General features: G+C 51.9%; 21 protein-coding genes and 1 pseudogene. 13 read left to right on the top strand and 9 right to left on the bottom strand.

The window, feature by feature from the left end:
• Nucleotides 1-270: 270 nt before the first annotated feature.
• The 6 genes from SCARR_RS07670 to SCARR_RS07650 all read left to right on the top strand — a co-directional run bounded on the left by SCARR_RS07670 (nucleotide 271) and on the right by SCARR_RS07650 (nucleotide 6,471).
• Nucleotides 271-3,084, top strand: a complete 2,814-nt coding sequence (locus SCARR_RS07670; protein ID WP_136060904.1) for an alpha-mannosidase — start codon at nucleotides 271-273, stop codon at nucleotides 3,082-3,084.
• Between the two features lie 3 nt (nucleotides 3,085-3,087).
• Nucleotides 3,088-3,243, top strand: a complete 156-nt coding sequence (locus SCARR_RS28090) for a hypothetical protein (protein ID WP_168433102.1) — start codon at nucleotides 3,088-3,090, stop codon at nucleotides 3,241-3,243.
• A complete protein-coding gene (locus SCARR_RS07665) occupies nucleotides 3,243-3,653 on the top strand; it encodes a hypothetical protein (RefSeq protein ID WP_136060903.1) in 411 nt (136 codons plus the stop codon). Before SCARR_RS28090 ends, SCARR_RS07665 begins: the two co-directional genes overlap by 1 nt.
• The gene (locus tag SCARR_RS07660) at nucleotides 3,650-4,228 is read left to right on the top strand and encodes a hypothetical protein (RefSeq protein WP_136060902.1); all 579 of its coding nucleotides are present in this window, start codon (nucleotides 3,650-3,652) and stop codon (nucleotides 4,226-4,228) included. Before SCARR_RS07665 ends, SCARR_RS07660 begins: the two co-directional genes overlap by 4 nt.
• Nucleotides 4,229-4,299: 71 nt before the next feature.
• On the top strand, nucleotides 4,300-5,319 hold the full coding sequence (locus tag SCARR_RS07655; RefSeq protein WP_136060901.1) for a LacI family DNA-binding transcriptional regulator: 1,020 nt from the start codon (nucleotides 4,300-4,302) through the stop codon (nucleotides 5,317-5,319).
• 201 nt (nucleotides 5,320-5,520) lie between these two features.
• Entirely contained in the window at nucleotides 5,521-6,471 is a 951-nt protein-coding gene (locus tag SCARR_RS07650; RefSeq protein ID WP_136060900.1) for an HAD family hydrolase, read from the top strand.
• Between the two features lie 143 nt (nucleotides 6,472-6,614).
• On the opposite strand, the gene SCARR_RS28085 is transcribed toward SCARR_RS07650, so the two are convergent.
• Nucleotides 6,615-6,788 (bottom strand): hypothetical protein, encoded by a 174-nt coding sequence (locus SCARR_RS28085; RefSeq protein ID WP_168433101.1) that lies wholly within the window; start codon nucleotides 6,786-6,788, stop codon nucleotides 6,615-6,617.
• 22 nt (nucleotides 6,789-6,810) lie between these two features.
• Between SCARR_RS28085 and tnpA the strand changes: the two genes are divergently transcribed.
• From tnpA to SCARR_RS07635, 3 genes are all read left to right on the top strand, one after another.
• Entirely contained in the window at nucleotides 6,811-7,140 is a 330-nt protein-coding gene (gene tnpA, locus SCARR_RS07645) for an IS66 family insertion sequence element accessory protein TnpA (RefSeq protein WP_136060899.1), read from the top strand.
• Nucleotides 7,128-7,475 carry an IS66 family insertion sequence element accessory protein TnpB gene (gene tnpB, locus SCARR_RS07640; protein ID WP_136060898.1) on the top strand — a complete coding sequence of 116 codons (348 nt, stop codon included), beginning with the start codon at nucleotides 7,128-7,130 and terminating at the stop codon, nucleotides 7,473-7,475. The genes tnpA and tnpB overlap by 13 nt, the downstream gene beginning before the upstream one ends.
• A 64-nt stretch (nucleotides 7,476-7,539) precedes the next feature.
• Nucleotides 7,540-8,205 carry an IS66 family transposase gene (locus tag SCARR_RS07635; RefSeq protein WP_136060897.1) on the top strand — a complete coding sequence of 222 codons (666 nt, stop codon included), beginning with the start codon at nucleotides 7,540-7,542 and terminating at the stop codon, nucleotides 8,203-8,205.
• A 167-nt stretch (nucleotides 8,206-8,372) separates the two neighbouring features.
• Here the strand turns inward: SCARR_RS07635 and SCARR_RS07630 are convergent, their stop codons facing one another.
• The gene (locus SCARR_RS07630; RefSeq protein WP_136060896.1) at nucleotides 8,373-9,113 is read right to left on the bottom strand and encodes a hypothetical protein; all 741 of its coding nucleotides are present in this window, start codon (nucleotides 9,111-9,113) and stop codon (nucleotides 8,373-8,375) included.
• A gap of 339 nt (nucleotides 9,114-9,452) precedes the next feature.
• On the opposite strand from SCARR_RS07630, the gene SCARR_RS07625 reads away from it, so the two are divergent.
• Both SCARR_RS07625 and SCARR_RS07620 read left to right on the top strand, forming a co-directional pair.
• Complete coding sequence (locus tag SCARR_RS07625) at nucleotides 9,453-9,662, top strand: hypothetical protein (RefSeq protein WP_136060895.1); 210 nt, start codon at nucleotides 9,453-9,455, stop codon at nucleotides 9,660-9,662.
• Nucleotides 9,662-10,669, top strand: coding sequence for an ISL3 family transposase (locus SCARR_RS07620; RefSeq protein ID WP_136060894.1), 1,008 nt, complete (start codon nucleotides 9,662-9,664; stop codon nucleotides 10,667-10,669). Before SCARR_RS07625 ends, SCARR_RS07620 begins: the two co-directional genes overlap by 1 nt.
• On the opposite strand, the gene SCARR_RS07615 is transcribed toward SCARR_RS07620, so the two are convergent.
• Nucleotides 10,630-11,406, bottom strand: coding sequence for a hypothetical protein (locus SCARR_RS07615; RefSeq protein WP_136060893.1), 777 nt, complete (start codon nucleotides 11,404-11,406; stop codon nucleotides 10,630-10,632). The two genes, SCARR_RS07620 and SCARR_RS07615, sit on opposite strands and share 40 nt — an antisense overlap.
• A 142-nt stretch (nucleotides 11,407-11,548) precedes the next feature.
• Here SCARR_RS07615 and SCARR_RS29485 point away from each other — a divergent pair, with 142 nt between their 5' ends.
• The gene (locus SCARR_RS29485; protein ID WP_136060892.1) at nucleotides 11,549-11,914 is read left to right on the top strand and encodes an IS66 family transposase; all 366 of its coding nucleotides are present in this window, start codon (nucleotides 11,549-11,551) and stop codon (nucleotides 11,912-11,914) included.
• Nucleotides 11,911-12,444 (top strand): IS66 family transposase, encoded by a 534-nt coding sequence (locus tag SCARR_RS29480; protein WP_136060891.1) that lies wholly within the window; start codon nucleotides 11,911-11,913, stop codon nucleotides 12,442-12,444. The genes SCARR_RS29485 and SCARR_RS29480 overlap by 4 nt, the downstream gene beginning before the upstream one ends.
• A gap of 186 nt (nucleotides 12,445-12,630) precedes the next feature.
• Here the strand turns inward: SCARR_RS29480 and SCARR_RS07600 are convergent, their stop codons facing one another.
• The 6 genes and pseudogenes from SCARR_RS07600 to SCARR_RS07575 form a co-directional block, all read right to left on the bottom strand.
• On the bottom strand, nucleotides 12,631-13,557 hold the full coding sequence (locus tag SCARR_RS07600) for an amidohydrolase family protein (protein WP_136060890.1): 927 nt from the start codon (nucleotides 13,555-13,557) through the stop codon (nucleotides 12,631-12,633).
• A gap of 75 nt (nucleotides 13,558-13,632) precedes the next feature.
• Nucleotides 13,633-13,983 (bottom strand): nuclear transport factor 2 family protein, encoded by a 351-nt coding sequence (locus SCARR_RS07595; RefSeq protein WP_136060889.1) that lies wholly within the window; start codon nucleotides 13,981-13,983, stop codon nucleotides 13,633-13,635.
• Between the two features lie 32 nt (nucleotides 13,984-14,015).
• Nucleotides 14,016-14,792 (bottom strand): SDR family NAD(P)-dependent oxidoreductase, encoded by a 777-nt coding sequence (locus SCARR_RS07590; protein ID WP_136060888.1) that lies wholly within the window; start codon nucleotides 14,790-14,792, stop codon nucleotides 14,016-14,018.
• Nucleotides 14,793-14,801: 9 nt separating this feature from the next.
• The gene (locus SCARR_RS07585) at nucleotides 14,802-15,977 is read right to left on the bottom strand and encodes a mandelate racemase/muconate lactonizing enzyme family protein (protein ID WP_136060887.1); all 1,176 of its coding nucleotides are present in this window, start codon (nucleotides 15,975-15,977) and stop codon (nucleotides 14,802-14,804) included.
• 21 nt (nucleotides 15,978-15,998) lie between these two features.
• Entirely contained in the window at nucleotides 15,999-17,030 is a 1,032-nt protein-coding gene (locus SCARR_RS07580) for an L-rhamnose/proton symporter RhaT (protein WP_136060886.1), read from the bottom strand.
• 52 nt (nucleotides 17,031-17,082) lie between these two features.
• A pseudogene (locus SCARR_RS07575) lies at nucleotides 17,083-17,418 on the bottom strand (transposase); the annotation flags it as partial.
• Nucleotides 17,419-17,494 lie beyond the last annotated feature (76 nt).

Here is a 17,494-nt window from a genome sequence, read left to right as displayed (position 1 = left end):
GTAAAGGGAAAAGGCGAAGGATGCCATACACTGAGATGGATACAACTGAGCTCAAGCTTTTCCTTATATCGGAATACGCGAAAGGTGCTCCATAAGCCTTGGCAGGAACAGGGCGGTGGAGCGGGACAGTCCCAGTGCGGGATGTTCGTGTTGCGTGAGATGAATCGAAGAGCCGGATGTGGGAAATCCACAAGTCCGGTTCTGTGAGGGGCATTGACGTTCCTTGCAATATTGAAAGTGAAAGTTAAAAATATTGGAAGGAAGTATATTATGTCTACTCGACAGAAAAAAACTGCTCTGGTTGTCGCGCACACGCACTGGGACCGTGAATGGCGCTATCCGATTTGGAAAACGCGTTCGCTACTACTCGAATTCATGGATTGGCTGATCGATATTCTGGAAAACGACCCGGAATACGAAAGTTTTCTGATGGACGGCCAGACCGTGTGTCTGGACGATTATCTCGAAATCCGCCCTGAAAATCGCGATCGGATCGCTGCGCTGGTGAAGGCGGGAAAGCTCGCGGTGGGGCCGTGGTACACGTTGCCCGATCTTTTTCCAATTGCTGGAGAATGCCTCGTACGCAACCTGCAGACCGGCATTCGTTTTGCCGAGGAGCTGGGCGGCTACAACCCGATTGCCTACCACACCTTTGGCTGGGGGCAGACCGCGCAGTTTCCACAGATCTATCGTGATATCGGCATCGAGCACGCCGTCGCCGCCAAAAAAGTATCGGAAGAGCGCGCGCCAAACTGCGAGTTCATGTGGACCGCGCCCGACGGCTCCGAACTGCTGACTTCGCGCCTCGGCCACTTTACCCGCCAGAACGGCTATTTCTATCTGCACTTCCCGGTTCGTCTGAACAACATCTACGACAACAATGTCTATTCGTGGGATTGGGGAAAAACCGGCGTGGCCTATCACCGCGCCGACGAGGAGAATTTCCAGAACGACTATTTCCGCGTCGATCATGAGGACGGCTACTTCAAGGAAAACGTCAAGGATGCCGCGCAGCGCACCTGGGACAACATGGATAAAACGCTGATCGACGACTGGCGTTTACTCATGTGCGGTTGCGACTTCTCCACGCCGAATCCCTACCTGCCGAAAATGGTAGCGGACTGTAATGAGGCGTTGCCGGATATTGAGTTCAGGATGAGCTCGCTGCAGGAATATTTCGCGGGCGTTGATGAGCGGATCGACCGCTCCACTGTGCCGGTCGTACACGGCGAACTGCGCGACGGTGAGCCGTGTGGTGCTTCGGCCAACGCGCTGGCAACCCGTATCCACATCAAGCAGCTCAACAAGAAGGTTGAAAATTCGCTGATGCGTCGCACCGAACCCCTCGCCGCCGGTCTGAGCCTGCTCGGCGAAACCTATCCGCAGCGCTTCCTGCAAAAGGGCTGGAACTATCTGCTGAAGTCGCACCCGCACGATTCAATCAACGGGGTGACGCAGGATAAGACCGTCGACGACAACATGTATCGCCTCAATCAGGCGCTCGAAATTTCCGAAACGATTTATGAGGACATGCTCGCGAGCTTGCTCAAGCGTCTCGACCTTTCCGCGTTTGGTCAGACCGACACACTGCTGCTGCTGCACAACCCGCAGCCGCGCCCGGTTCGCGAAGTCATAAAAATGGGTGTCGATACCCCGCGCTCTGAAAGTGTCTGGACGCTCGGAATCGCGGATGCCGACGGTTCGCCGCTCGCGATTCAGGAAATCACGCGCGACGAACACAAGCAGCCCGTGCACGATATCGAAGCGCGCCCGTGGCCGTACTATGTTGACCGTCATCAGCTCTATCTCGACACCGGCGAAATTCCGGCGGGCGGATATAAAGTCGTCAAAGTCGTCAATCAGGAGACCTACTGGCGCGAAGAAGAGTGGTGGCCGAGCATGCGCAAGCACACCGGCGGCTTCATCGGGCAAGGCGCAACGCAGCTCGAAAATGAATTCCTCAAGGTCGAAGTCAACACCGATGGCACATTCAACCTGACCGATAAGCAAAACGGCCGCGTGATTGAAAACATGCACCACTTCGAAGACGAAGGGGATACCGGCGACTATTGGGCCTATTACGCTCCATACCGCAACCAGATCATCACCAACCGCGGCTTTGGCTCGCGCATTTGGATGGAAGACAACGGACCGCTCAGCGCCACCATCGGCATTGAAACCGTCATGAAAGTTCCGGCTCATGCCGAATACGGAAACGTCAAGGTGCAGGGCTTCGGTAAGCGTTCCGAGCGTCTGGTTGATCTGAAGATTGTTTCGCGCATCACGCTGAATAAAGACAGCAAGCACGTGAAGGTGAAGACCTCTATCGATAACACCGCCAAAGACCACCGTGTGCGTCTGATGATTCCGACCGATATTAAGACCGACTTCTCCGATGCGGCCGGACATTTCACCGTCGACCGCCGTGGCATCGTCCACGACAAAGATGAAAACGGCGAGTTTTTCCCCGAAATGGCGCTACGCCCGATGAGCGTATTTTGCGACGCGAACGACGGGGCCAACGGACTGGCCGTACTCAACAACTGTCTGACCGAATTCCAATTGCTGGAAGATGATCGTGGCACGCTCGCGCTGACCTTGTTGCGCGCTATCCGTAACCGCATCTGTACTGAGTCGCGTGTTTCCTCCGAGTTCCCGGAAGCACTCGGCAGCCAGATGCTCCAGACGGTAGACTACGAATATGCGATTTATCCGCACGCTGGAAACTGGGATGAAGGCAAGGTCTATGCAGAAGCCGACAAGCTGAACAGCAAGCCGGCCGTTACGCAGATTTCCATGAACCGCGGAGGTGAGCTTCCGACCGTCGCTTCGCACTACGCCATCGACAACGAATCGCTGGTGCTCTCTTCGGTCAAAAAGGCGGAAGACCGCGAAGGAATGGTTCTGCGCCTCTTCAATCCGACCGACGAGATACAGGAGGGCAAAGTCTCAATCGGCCTGCCGGTTTCCAGGGCCTGGAAATTGAACCTCATTGAGAAACGCGGTGAAGAACTGTCCATTGAAGACGGTTCCGTTTCGCTCTCTCTTGAAAAGGGAAAAATCGCAACAATCGAAGTGGAGTAGGCGATGAAAAATAGACGGCAATATTTAAAGATCGGATCCGTGGCTTCCGTGGCCATGTTCAATATTCTTCCAAGCCGCGGCTTGGAAGATGGATCCAAAGGTGCCGCGCCCATGGACAAGCTGAATGTCGCGTGCATAGGCTGCGGGGGGAAGGGCTAATGAAGAGATCAAAAACAGGAAAGGCGTTTTTTACAGCGCACGCTAAGTCGAGCGCAGCGCTGGTGAGTCTGGGTATCCATGCGGTGCTCATTGTCATCGCGTTGTCGTTTGTGGCCGTGACGGTGATCCAGAAGGAAGAGAAAGCCTTCGAGGCCAAGCCGGTCAACCGTCCGAAGATGACGCTTAAAAAACTGCAGGTTCCAGTGAATATCAAAAAGAAGACCACGAAGAAGCCTAAATTGCGCAAGCGGATCGTGGTGCAGCCGAAAATGAACGCTTCCATGCCGGACATCAAGATGCCGGAAATCAGCGGCGTCAAGGGCGGCCTTGGTGGTGGGATGGCCGGTGGCATTGGAAATTCAACTCGAGCGCAGCGCTCGAAGACTCCGGTTCCAATGGGCTGGCGTTGAAGGCAATAGGTGCAGCGACCGTTGCCGGCGGAATGGGGCATACCCCGAAAGGGGCGCGGGCGAAGTTTGAGGTTGAAAACGCGCGGTTCCGTTTTGGCTCTTCCCCGATTACCGTGGAAGCGATTGTGGTGCCGGAGGATAATGGGTTTCAGGATCTGGTGGGGCAGTGGAACGGCTGGTATCTCAATAGCTGGCGACTCTGTTTAAATACCAGTGGCAACGTGATGCTCACCCTTTCCCAGGATGGCCTCGATACGGTGCACCAACCTTTTTTCAATGTGCCGATAATGCCGGGGAACAAATACTATATCGCGGCGGTGGTGGTGGAGCCGGGCGTGTCGAACGAGGGAAAGGATGGGCGGCTTACGCTTCATTACCGCGACCTGACCAATGATGGCCCGCTGAAGTCGATGAAGCATCCGTTGTCCGGGTTTTCCAAGCTCAGGGCGGCCCCGCTTGCATCTGCCCTGACGCTCGGCGGTACGATCCCGCAAAATCAGCCGCGCGCTATCGACGAAGTCCGAATCAGTTGGGGCGCATTAGGTGTACACGAACTGCTTGATTCCGGAATGTAACACGTTTACATTGTAAATGTTTACATGACGATTTCGGGTGTTTTCGGTGAAATTAAGGCAGGGGAATTAATATGAGTGAAATCCACAAGGTGGCTGAACTGGCCGGGGTCTCGACGGCGACCGTGTCGCGCGCGCTGAACTTTGGCACCGGCAAGGTGAAGGAGGATACGCTGAAACGCGTGTTGAAGGCCTGCAAGCAGGTGGGCTATACCACCAATTCGGCCGGGCGCAATCTGCGCCGCAAGACCAGCGATGCCTTTGGGGTGCTGGCCTATCCTTCCTGTCTGCACGTGTTTAACGATCCCTATTATCTCCATATTTTCGAGGGGGTGGAGATGGCGATGGTGGAGCATAACAAAAATCTGCTGATCAGCGGCTACAACGCCAACAAGGAACAGCGCCAACGGCCGAAGTTTGTGGCGGACGGCAGCGTGGCGGGCATGCTGATGCTCGGAATTTTCCCGGAGGATGAACTGCTGTGGGCGATCGAGGGGGCGCTGGTGCCCGCCGTATTGGTGGACACCTATTCGCCGACCCTGGCGTGCGATGCCGTCCTGACCGATGGAGCCGAGGCTTTTGCCAAAACCGTGCGACGGTTCAAGGAATATGGCCATGAACGCATCATGATGGTCAGCCACGCCTACCCGGATTACAACAAAGGCATTCGTCTGGGGGCCTTCATCGAATCGGCGTCGGCCTGCGGTTATCCCGGCAGCAAGGTCTTTACCTATGATCAGGTTGCGACCGACGATGACTCTGTGGCGGCCTATCAGCCCGCTGTTGAGCTCATTAAGAAGAACGGAGTGACGGCGGTGGCGGTCAACCATGACCGCATGGGGCTGCATCTGAAAGCCGCGCTGGAGGCTAACGGGTTGCGGGTTCCCGAGGATGTTAGCCTGGTCGGTTATGACGCCGTGGAGGGATCCCCAAGTTCCGTCTGGCTCTCAACCTACAAAACAGATCTGCGCAAACTCGGTCAGATCGGGGGCGAAATCATCATTGAGCGAACGGAAGATCCCGACCTGCCGGTTCAGAAGCGCCTCCTCCAGCCTGAATTCCTCGACCGCGGAAGTCTGCGCAAACTGAATTAATCCCGATGAATCCATTGTGTTGAGTGGTGTAAATGGGTTTTGGGTGAAAACGTTTGCATTTGGTCGGCGGGTAATGTAATCAATCTCTTTCTTAAGAATTGGAGTTTAATTGGGGTTTCCGTTTCTGGGGCTACGAGGCTCAGTTTCGAGCGGGCTTCAGTAATACGGTGACTATCCAAAAGGCGTTATGGAGAAGGTGAAATGAATTTTAATGAGTTGATTGATTTGAAACAGAGCTGCGACGGCATGTTCAAGAGCGGCGAGAACGGGGTGGTGGATGTAAAAACCACGGCCGACCGCAAGGTCGAGTTTGTAACCTTTGAAAACGGGAAACAGCAGGCGTTGGTGAAATCGGCGATGGGGTATCGGGCCTATTATCCGGTGCACGACGTGAAGATTGAAAAGTCGCTCAAGGCGGTGCTGATGGATCTCGATGGCACGACCGTGCACAGCGAGCATTTCTGGATTTGGATTATCGAGAAAACCGTCGCCAGTCTGCTGGGCGATCCAGCGTTCCAGCTCGAAGCCTGCGACGAGCCGCATGTATCCGGTCACTCCGTCTCCGAGCACCTGCAATACTGCGTCAACAAATACTGCGCCGACAAAACCGTCGAAGAGGCGCGTCAGTGGTATTTCAAACACACCAATTTTGAGATGAACGAGATTATGGAGGGTCGTGGTAAAAAAGGTGCATTTACGCCATCGCCCGGTATCAAAGAGTTTCTTTACGAACTCAAAGATCTCGATGTAAAAATCGGGCTTGTCACCTCCGGGCTCTACGAAAAGGCCTGGCCGGAAATTCTCGATGCCTTTAAGACGCTCGACATGGGCGACCCGAATGAATTCTACGATGCCATCATCACCGCCGGTCACGCCATCCGCAAAGGCGAACCCGGCACACTCGGCGAGCTGTCGCCCAAGCCGCACCCATGGCTCTACGCCGAAACGGCGCGTGTCGGCCTCGGAATTCCGTTTGAAGATCGCAATCAGGTGGTCGGCATCGAAGACAGCGGGGCGGGGGTTGTCTCCATTCTGCTCGCCGGTTTCGCGCCGATTGGTATCGGCGGCGGAAACATCATCGACAGCGGCACGAAATCGCTCTGCACGCACTACGAAGAGAACTTCGAGCAGATCCTGAAGCGGTTGAACTAGCCGTAATGATAATGGGATGCGAACCCCCCGGGCGCGGAGAGTGATCTCCGCGCCCATTTTGTATGGTTGTGCAGAAGGGATGTGACGCTTTGCGCTCTGGACGTGCAAGGGGGCGTTGAAGCTTCTGCGTAGATCGGCCTGTTTTACACCGGAAACAGCCGCAGTGATCCGTTGTCCGAACACTTGAGAGCTTCTTGGAGCACGCATGCCGGTTCGTCCGGTGCCCCGACTGGTGCCGCAATCTCGATGCGGTTTGGCAAACGGATGCGCATCTCATCTGTATACGCCTCTTTATCGACCTCGTAGTCAGCTCCCATAAAGCCTGATAGTTTGTCAGGCATGGATACGAATGAAAACAACGGGTCGGGGCGGGCTTCATATACGGATGAAGAGCGCCGGGAGTTGATCGAAGAATTTAAAACGTCAGGTTTGACGCAGGCGGCGTTCTGTCGGGAATGGAATCTCAATTCCAAAACGCTGACCAGATGGCTGCGAATCGAGCGGGAAGATAATGAGGTGTCTTTTTGCGAGGTAGCGCTTAGCGGTGAAGCGGTTCTGGTTGATGAGGTGCTGATTCGCCTGCCAAACCAGGTTGAGGTTGTGGTGCCGGTTCCTTCTCAGGAAAAACTCGGAAGCCTTTTGCGGGAGGCTGCCGGATGCTTGGATTGAATAATTCTATCCGGGTGTTTCTTGCGGTGGAACCGGTGGATTTGCGTAAAAGCTTTAATGGTCTTCACGGTGTCGTACTTGATCGCTTGAAGGAGGATCCGTGTTCTGGAGCGCTGTATATTTTTACGAATCGGCGACGGAACCGGATCAAAACATTATACTGGGACGGCACCGGAATGTGGGTGGCGATCAAGCGCCTTGAACAGGGCCGATTTATCTGGCCGAAGGGTGTTGGCGAACGTGAAAAGCTTGCACTGGCTCCCGAGGCACTGGCGTTGCTACTGGATGGAGTTGATCTGAAGCAGGGATCGTTCAAGCCGTGGTATCAGCGCTGATTTTTCTGCATTTCCATCATCTTGATACCGCGTTTTGCGGAGCGGTTTTGGTATAATATGCCGCATGGTTTTTTCACGGGAAAATTTTGATCAGCTACTCGGTGAAAATGCGAACCTCAAGAGCGAAGTCAGCCTGCTTCAGGAAAAAGTTCAGTGCCTGATGAAAAAGCTGTTTGGCCGGAGTTCCGAAAAGCTGAGCCCGGACCAGCTCATGCTCGAACTCGAGGAGCTGCGCGAGTTACAGGAAGCTTTGGAGCTGGCCGAAACGAAAGCCGAACTGGCTGAAGAGGAACCGGCAGCATCCAAACGGGGTAAGCGCAAGGGGCTTGATGCGCGCGTCCCCAAGGACCTACCGACCGAAACCGTTATTATTGATCTGGATGAAGTTAAAGCCAATCCAGAGCTGTATAAGAAGATCGGCGAAGTGCGCACAGTTAGACTCGATGTCACACCGACACGCTTCTTTCAGACCGTCACCATTCGCAATAAATACAAGAAACGCGCTGATCGCTCGGTTGCCTCGCTGATCGCACCCGCGCCAAAGCAGCTGATCGAAAACTCCTATGCGTCCGTCGGTCTGGTTCTGCATATCATTCTCAGCAAATACTGCGACCACCTTCCGCTTTATCGTCAGGAACAAATCTTCAAGCAACGCTTCGGCGTTGAAATCAGCCGCAAAACCATGGGTGGCTGGATGTATCTCGTTGCCCAATGGTTGTCGCTTATTTAGAGCCTGTCCCAGCAGAGTGAGTTTTTAAATCGCATAGATCCCGCACTTCTAAAGAACGGCAAAAAGAGTGGCATCATAGGTGGGATCGGCTGGGGTTTCCTGAAAAAGCGGCGTTTTGGCTGAGCCAGGGCGCACGCCTGTCTTTGAGGGAGCTGGTTCCGGATGGATTATGCCGCGGCGGCAAGTTCAGCTTCGAGTTCGGCACGCTTCTGCGCGGCCATGGCGGCGAGCTTCCAGAGGTTGTGGCCGAGGATGCACCATTCGATGCGGGTTTTTCGGTTCTCATACCCTTTGCTTCGCAGGGGCGTTCCGAGGTAGGCGTTCTTAAAGATGCCGATGCGGCCTTCGGTTGATCCCCTTCGTTTTTGAAGCAAGCAGAAGCCTTCGTCTTCAAGCTTCTCCTTGAGCAGGGGCACGGAACGGGGGCAGATGGCATTGATGATGCCGAGTTCTTCGAGGTCGGTTCGAGCGTTTGCGCTGTCGAAGCCGCGGTCGCCTGTGTAGCTGTCGGGCTTGCCGTATGAGCCGGTGATCCGTTCGATGCTGGATTTGACGAGCTTGCTGTCCGAGGGGGGCTGGTCTTGCATGAAGTCCCAGTCCACGATGAGTCCGTCGGCTTGTTCGGCCAGGTAGAGGCCATTGCCGAATTCGACTTCAGCACCGGCCTTGCCGCGCACAAGGACGTGGATGTCGGGATCGTAGAGGCTCAGGATTTTTTCGCTGTTGGCGACGCGGCGTTCGCCGATGATGCGTTCGTGCGCCTGGTGCATGGCTTGCGGAAGCTGGTCGAGGATGCCTTGAATGCGATCGAGTACGATCTGTGCCTCGATTTCGCTCCAGTCGGTTTCGGCCCAGCGTTCTTCGAGCACGGCGTGGTAGTTGCGCGCATGGCCTTCAATGGTTTTCATGAGCGTCTTCATGCGCCGGAGGATTTTTTTGCGGGCTTTCTTTGCATCCTTTTTCGCCTCTTCACGGAAGAGCGACCTGACCGATCTCGTGAGTCTGGTCGGAAATGGTCAATTTCTTCCGAAGGAAGGATACGGACTCTCCGCCGGAGGGGGGAATGCAGATCAAGAACCATCTCGTATAAGTGCCCGAAGGGCCGAAGCGAAGCGGCGTTATGCCGAGATCGTTCTTGAGCAGAGTGGAGCGCTCTGGCCCGCCGCTCGGGTTTTTCGGTCTCGAATGGTTGAAAAGAGGCGCTGATTAACGTTTCCTTCCCAGCTCTCAAACCCAAAAGGAAACCTATGTTAATCAGCTCGCTCCATCATACTCAGGGAATCATTGGCTACAACTATCAAAAGACGGAACGCGCCAAGGGCACCGAAATCTACTACCTGCACTCCAAGGCGAAGCGGCACGTCTGCCCGCAGTGCCGCTCATGGAGCACCTCGATCGTAGAAACGGGGAAGACGCGTGATATCCGAGGCCTTTGCATCGGTTTTAAAAAACGCTGATGCGCGTCGCCGTTCGCCGCATCCGCTGCCGCGACTGCGGGGCGTCGAGCCACGAGCCGATCACGTTCTGCCCCGATCCGTACGTGCGCTACACCAAGTGGACGGCACGGTTCGTTCTGGCCCTTCGGACGGAAATGTCGATATCAGCGGCTGCGAAGTTCACCGGCTTGCACTGGGAGACCGTCAAGAACATCGAAAAAGCCTGGCTGGAAAAGAAATACAAGCGGGTGCGTCTCGATGATGTCGCCTATCTGGGCATCGACGAGGTCTACCTCGGGAAACGACTCGGCTACATCACCGTCGTGCGCGACATCGACTCCGGCGCCGTGCTCTTCATCGGCAAAGGCAAAGGCGGCGACGCGCTCAAAAAGTTCCGCAAACGCATCAAGCGCAAGGCCAAACAGATCAAGGCCGTCGCCATCGATATGGCCAACTCCTACAGCGCATGGGTCGCCGAGGTGCTGCCGGACGCCGACATCGTCTACGACCACTTCCATGTGATCAAATCCATGAACGACAAGCTCAACACCCTACGACGAAGCACCATGAACCGCCTGGAGGACGACCAGAAAAAGGAGCTTAAGGGCAAGCGCTTCCTGTTGCTGCGCAACGAGGAATCTCTTTCAGAAGAATCGAAGGAGGAGCTTGAAGAGTTGCGCGAACGTTTCGAGGATCTCGGCCTGGCTTCGGCCATGAAGGAATACCTGCGCAACATCTACAGGATCGCCCCGGGCGCAAGCATCGCAAAGCTTGCGTTCGAGAAATGGTGCGTCATGGCCGACGAATCAGGCATCGCCTGCCTGAAAACCATGGCCAAAACGATTCGGCAACGAATAGAAGGCCTGTTGGCCTACTGGAACCACGGTTGCCTGACCAGCGCCAGCCAAGAAGGCTTCAACAATAAGATCGGATGGTTAACCCGACAGGCCTACGGCTACCGAGATGAAAAATACCTGCATCTGAAGATCTATGATCTGCCCCACCTATCGACAAGACGGCATCTCTGAAAACGCTCTTCCGTGAAGAACCCCTTTTTCTTGCGGGTATGGGTCATCTCGATGCAGAGCTTATTCATTGCGCGGATGAACGTTTCCGGCGGGCGGATACGGTGCGAGAGGCCGTGCTTGCGAATGAGCACGATGGCGTTGACGAGCGTGAGCGCCCCGTCGCGCAACAACACCCAGTCGACGGGAACGTGAATGTTGGCCTTCACGCAGGTGGAGTCGGCGAAAATGCGGTCGAAGCGCAGGGCCGTTTCGCGATAGAGCAGTTGCTGAGCCGCAAGTGGGTCGGCGACGGCGCTGGTAAGCTCGTGGATGAGCGCGGCGACTTCGCCGTCGGGAAACAGTTTCTCGAAACGCTCAAGCGTGCTTTTGGAGACCGGGCGCACGCCATCGACAAAGGCCGTGTGGGTGAACCATTGGAACAGCAGGCTGTCGGCCGCCTGCCGGGAGAGCTTGCGGAACGAATCCCCGGTGATTCCAATCAGGATGCCGTAGCGCAGCGCCAGCCGGAAGGAGCGGAAGTGCCGTTGCGCCTGCCTGGCGGAGAGGCGCCTGCCTTTCTTTGCAAGTCTCTTTTCGAGATGCTGGATTTGGCGAAGAATGAAGCCGTGCTCGATTTGAGAAACCACAAGGATGCGATCCATTTCAATGAGAATGGCGCGGAATTCGCGGTAGTCTTTCGATGCGAAAACGGGCGGAAGTGCTGGACGCAGCTCGGGCTGAAAGGCGATAGTGATCATGTGTTTTATATCTCTTTGTTTTACTGACGAGAAATATAAAGCATTTCTTTCCGGTAAGAGAGGCAAAAACGCCTCTTTTATCCGGGACTTTCCTAATGTTCACCCCTGAAAATAGGGCTAATACTCACATAGGACTGGGTCTATTTATGAGGCGCTTCGAAATGAAATCCACGCGAGCGGATACATTCAGGCCGACGAAACATTCATACGCTATCAGGATCCGAAAAAGGACCATTGTCCCAATGGATACCTATGGGCTTATCATTCGCCAGGCAAAGGCGTGCTCTTTGAATGGCATGCCAGCCGTGCCGCGACCTGTTTCGACTCCATGCTTCCAGATTACGCCGGGCTGCTGCAGACCGACGGCTACGGCGCGTACCCCGCTTGGCTTAACGACAAAAAGCATGCCGAAGAAAAAGCGGCCATCATCCATGCTGCCTGCTGGGCGCATGCCCGCCGCAAGTTTAAGGAAGTCCCCCCGGCAACCCGACCGCGGAAGATATCGTGAAACGAATCGCAAAACTTTACCGGGTTGAAAGCAAACTGCGTGACAATCCCGAAGTCGATCGAGCCGCTTATCGTCGGGAACACTCAGTCCCCGTTCTGGAAGGGATAAAATCCATTCTCGAAACCGAGCGGTCCCGACAGTTGCCGCAAAGTAACTTCGGCAAAGCCATCCACTACACTCTCGAACGCTGGGATGCACTCAATCTCTACCTTGAACATAGCCGCCTCGAAATCGACAACAATCTGGTTGAGAACGCCATTCGCCCAACCGCCATCGGCAAAAAGAACTTCCTCTTCTTCGGCAGCCCCGATTCAGGCCAGACCAGCGCCGTCATCTACAGCCTCATCGAAACCTGCCGGAAACTCGGCATCAATCCGGCGGACTATCTTCGCGAAATCCTCGAAGCCCTGCCGACCATGCAGCAATCCGAAGCACCCAACTGGACGCCTGCCCGCTGGGCCGCCGCACTTTTCAACCGGCGTTTACACATACGGAGACAAACCCTTCTTTATGGCTTGCGGTATTCATAAACCGCATGTCCCGTTCTGGGCTCCTACCGTTTCGCATGGCTATCCTGCATGGCAAAACGTGTATAACGTAGGCTTTCGGGTTGTTTTAACAGAACGTCAATAACCGCCCCGGAAAATGTCTGGGATAGAAGACGGCCCCATCAGAGCCTTGTTTAAAATACATCCTTAAAGAGACTTTTCTGAAATCTACGAATCAAAACCGGTGAAAAAATCCAGCGCATTGATCCCCATGATCTGCTTCTTTTCATTCCCGGTTAGAAATTGAGCATGCTTCAAAACCACATCGATCATTTGTTGATAGGTATATTTATTAAGGGTTGTTGGCAAATCGCTTCCCCATACTATTTTATTTGCCCCAACAATGGATACGGCTTCTTCAAGGAGACGAAGTGCGCCAGGGCATGGATAATCTTCATCCAGCAAGATTCCTGCCGCGGAGAACCCTAAGAAGACGTTCTCTTTTTGGGCTAGCTCAATCAAATTGAGCCAACGTTTTTTTGCGGTCTCATCTCCTATTAAATCACCTGTAAAATATCCCAAATGCTCAAGCAGGAATTTTATTTGTGGGTATTTTTGAGAGATCGCATCAATCTGAGCAACTTGATATCCAGGGTTGTCAATCCGTCCCGGATCAACAATCACACTCAGCTCCAACTCAGATGCAAGATCCCAAATATCCATAAATTCCGGACTGTCGATTTGCAATCCGGGGTGAATGCCAGACCATCCCCATCCTCTGCTAAGTTCGAACTTTAGTGTTGATTGTTTCGGTGTCGCGATTTTTTTAACAGTTTCCAGCGCATGGTCGGACAATGGATCAACTTGAATGGTTCCAACAAACCGTTCAGGGAACGCGCGAATAGCTTCTGCAACGTCTTCGTTGATGCTCCCGAAAACCGGATTTTGGAGAAGGACTGCTTTGTCCACTCCATTGCAATCCATCATGTGAATCAGCATGTCCACATTGAAGGATGAATCAACAAATGTTGGAGGCAGCATTTGAACTTCATCATTACCGACGTTCACCTTCCCAAACGTACCAGACGAGGTTTTATTCGCCCCTCTTTGTCCTGCTATGTTTGTGAAAATATGTGCATGTGCATCTATGATCATAAGGACTCTCCGGAAAATTATGCCCCCTGCGCGAGGGCCGGTGCATTCTGCATTATACGAAAAACATCCATACGTTTAAAAATCGGCAGGATTGAAATAACAACGCAGGCTTGAGATCACGCCTTCTTTAATTTCAAAGAGGTTGAATCCTTTCGCAAATCGTTCTTCGCCCGAATTGCGGACCAAAACGACGTCATACTCCACTGCGATTTCATCGTTCTGTTCAACCCAGTGGGTGGGAGTCACTTCAATCTTTTTGAAACCATTAACCATTCCCTCATAAAAGGTCTTGATGTTGTTTTTTCCAACCAACTGCATGGTTGGTGAAGAAAATTTAGCATGTTCATCAAAGTGTGACAGGATTTCAGAGAGGTCTTTTTCACCTTCAGATTTCCAATAGCTTCTAACGATATCTATTTTTTTCATTTTTATCCCTTTTCTATTTTTTCAGCTGAAGCCTAATTCATCAACATGCCGCCCGTTATATTTAGAGCCTGACCGGTCATTGCGCTGCTATCGTTTGATGAAAGGAACAAGATAACGTTGGTAACTTCCTGAGGGTCGATAAAACGCTTCATTGGTACGTCTTCCCAGGCTTTATGCATTTGCTCCACAGATTGTCCTTCAACCTCGGCATGCATTTTCACGAGCTCCTCCACGCGGTCACCATCAATCGGTCCCGGGCAAACGGCATTCACTCTGATTTTTTCATCAACCAACTCAAGGGCCAGTGTTTGTGTGAGCCCCAACAGTGCCCATTTGCTGCAGACGTAGTCTGAACGATACGGCAGTCCGCGTTTCCCAACATTACTTGCTACGTTTACTATGGCGCCGCTTTTGTTGTTGATCAGGAATGGGATTATTTCGCGGCTGACCAGCATCGTGCCGGTGAGATTGACGCTTAAGGTATAGTTCCAATCAGAAAGGTTCATATCCTTAATCAGGTTCGCCTTTCCATTAAATCCTGCGTTATTAACGAGGACATCCACTTTCCCGTTGCATTTTTCACCCACGGCGACAGCCATCGCTTTGATTTGATTCTCATCGCTAATGTCGCAGATTACAAAATCAGATTTTCCGTTGGCGTTTTTGATCAGCTCCATCGTTTCCTCTGGTTTACGGAGGTCTACCAGAACCACAAACGCGCCCTCTGTTGCATATTGCAGGGCAATCTGCTGTCCAACCCCCGCTGCGGCCCCTGTGACGATTACATTTTTGTTTTCAAATCTTTTCATTTCGTTCCTCTATGATTTTGTCAGGTATTTTTCCAGAACGGACATATTTATTTCAACTCCAAGCCCTGGCCCGTCCGGGATGTGAACAAAGCCATCATTAACACTAAATGTTTCTGTTAATAAGCTATCGCGAAGAGGATTTACGTTTTTGTCGTATTCAATCATCGGTGAATTCTCTGGAGCACACTCAAAGGCCGTATGTGGCGACGGTGCAATCGTGGCGCAATATTGCAGCGCCGCCGCAAGGGCAATGCCGCTGCCCCAGCAATGTGGAATCACCTGCACATGATAGGCCGAAGCTAATGCTTCAATACGTTTTGCCTCGGTAAAGCCACCGGCGCATCCAATATTGGGCTGGATGATGTCAAGGCACTCATTTTTTAACAGTTCAAGATAACCAAAACGAGTGAACTCATTTTCACCTGCAGCAATGGCAAGGTTCAATGTTTCGCGAAGTGTTTTGTAGCCATGAATGTTTTCGGGCACAACCGGCTCTTCAAAGAAATGAACATTCATTTCCTCGAGGAATTTACCGATTCGTTTTGCCGTATGGAAGTTGTACGCATGATTTGCATCGACCATCAGAATAATGTCGTCGCCGACTGCTTCACGAATGGCAGCAATACGCTCCATCTCTTCCTTAACATGTAATAATCCGACCTTGATTTTTAAAGCGGTAAAACCTGCATCAATATACCCACTCGCTTCATCTTTCAGGTTTTGCAATGATTTTTTGTAATCAAGGACATCTTCGCCGCGGTAGTAGCATCCCGTTGCATAGCCTAGCACTTTTTTCCTGAACGCGCCTCCAAGCAACTCGTAAACAGGCTTGTTGTAAAATTTTCCAGCAATATCCCACAGTGCGATATCAATGCCGCTCATGGCCTCGATGCCTGTTGTTTTGCGTCCAAAATCGCGGATGCCCGTAAACATATCCTCCCACAAAACATTGATATCAAGAGGGTTTTTTCCGATGAGGCGTGGTTTTAATACGGTTTCGATAAACGTTGCCACCGGTTCGCCAGGGCCGTACTGACCACTTTCTCCCCAGCCGCAAATACCTGTGTCGGTCTCAATTCGAACCAGTAATGAATTGCGTTCTGGAAACGCGCATTGTGACGAATAGAAGCGCTGGTCCCCCAGTGGCACTTTTAATAAATATGTTTTTATATCAGTTATTTTCATTCTAGAATTATTTATATAAGTTTAACTAAAAAGGTTTGAAAGGCTTACCAGAACAATGGCAACAATGAGTAAAATAATACCTGAAAAAAGTTTTACGACAGCTCTTTTTGAGACTCCTTTCCACTCTCCGCTCATTAAGCCCAAAAAATTTGCAGCCATAATGGTTGCAGCCATAAACAGGGGCCATCCAACCACAGCACCAATGTCTTTAATGTAAATTGTTAAGGCAACCGTATAAAGGACCATCCCAACCATAAAAAGACCGGACATGCTAACGCCCAATAGCATATTTATAGTTTTTCCTGAATTATAATAATTTTTAAAGGAGTTATTTTTGATAAATAAATAGATGCAATAGATTGTATTAACGATGAATCCTCCTATAAAATAAGGAAGTAGCTGTGCATAACCAACATTGTAAGGTGCAACTGTACCTAATGCCTTTACTGACTCAGAGATTGGCTGACCAAAGAAAACAGCGAAATTAGTAGCGGGACAGAAAATCGAGGCTACAATACAAACTACCAGGCCGACTTTAAACGATACCCTCTTGCTACTTGAGGTTTGACCCTCTTTTTTCTGATCCAATTCCCTCCTTTTACCCGCTGCTGCAACTTGTGCGACACCAATAATAAGAACCAAAAGCCCAAAAATTAGAAACAACAATGCCTTCGTACTGAAACTATCTGAAGGCAAAAAGAGTAATGGGAAAAGTGTTCCAAAAGCAGCATTTAGTGCAGTGATGATTGCAATTCCAAGTGCCATTCCCAGGAATTCAGCCCCTAATCCGAAAAGCACTACACCGATCCCCCACGCGATCCCAGAAATGAATACCAGCCAAATTGTTATCGAATCAGTCTGACGGTAAATATCCATTAAATCAGGAGTCGTTCCGAAGGCCAGTACCATTGGAAAAATAAAACAACACGTTATAGTAAACACGAACCAACCATTTTCCCATTTCCAGTTTTTCATAAATTTAAGTGGATATACAAATGCTCCTTGTATTCCACCGCCCAATGCGGCTAGTAAAAGTCCAATAATTAATTTCATAATATCATTAGTGTCCCAATTTAGTGTCCCAACATTAGTCCCACAGCTACAACTATTTGCAGATATTGCCGCCTTCTTTCGAGTGGCCTGCGCTCTGAAAGGCCTGTAAAAGCGGCATTTTCTCGAAAACGGACACACTCAAAATCTGTAGAATTGTGTAGAGCGACTGCTCGATCTTCAGCCTCTTTTTCGTGATCGCCACGAGCAGGTAAACGCAGATGGCGATCCATATCTGCGTTTTGACAGCATTCGCGCTGGTTCCGTAAAAAGCTTTGATGCGCAGGTGCTGTTTGATCCATTTGAAGAACAGTTCGATCTGCCAGCGGCCTTTGTACAGATCGGTAATCATCAGCGCAGGCAGTGAAAAGTCGTTGGTCAGAAAGACCAAACGCACCTTCTGTTGCATATTGCAGGGCAATTTTCTGTCCAACTCCCGCTGTGGCCCCTGTGACGATTACATTTTT

Origin of the sequence: Pontiella sulfatireligans (assembly GCF_900890705.1) — a bacterium.
GTDB classification, from domain to species: domain Bacteria; phylum Verrucomicrobiota; class Kiritimatiellia; order Kiritimatiellales; family Pontiellaceae; genus Pontiella; species Pontiella sulfatireligans.
Note: the sequence above shows the minus strand (reverse complement) of the source record. Positions and strands in the feature narration are given on the sequence as shown.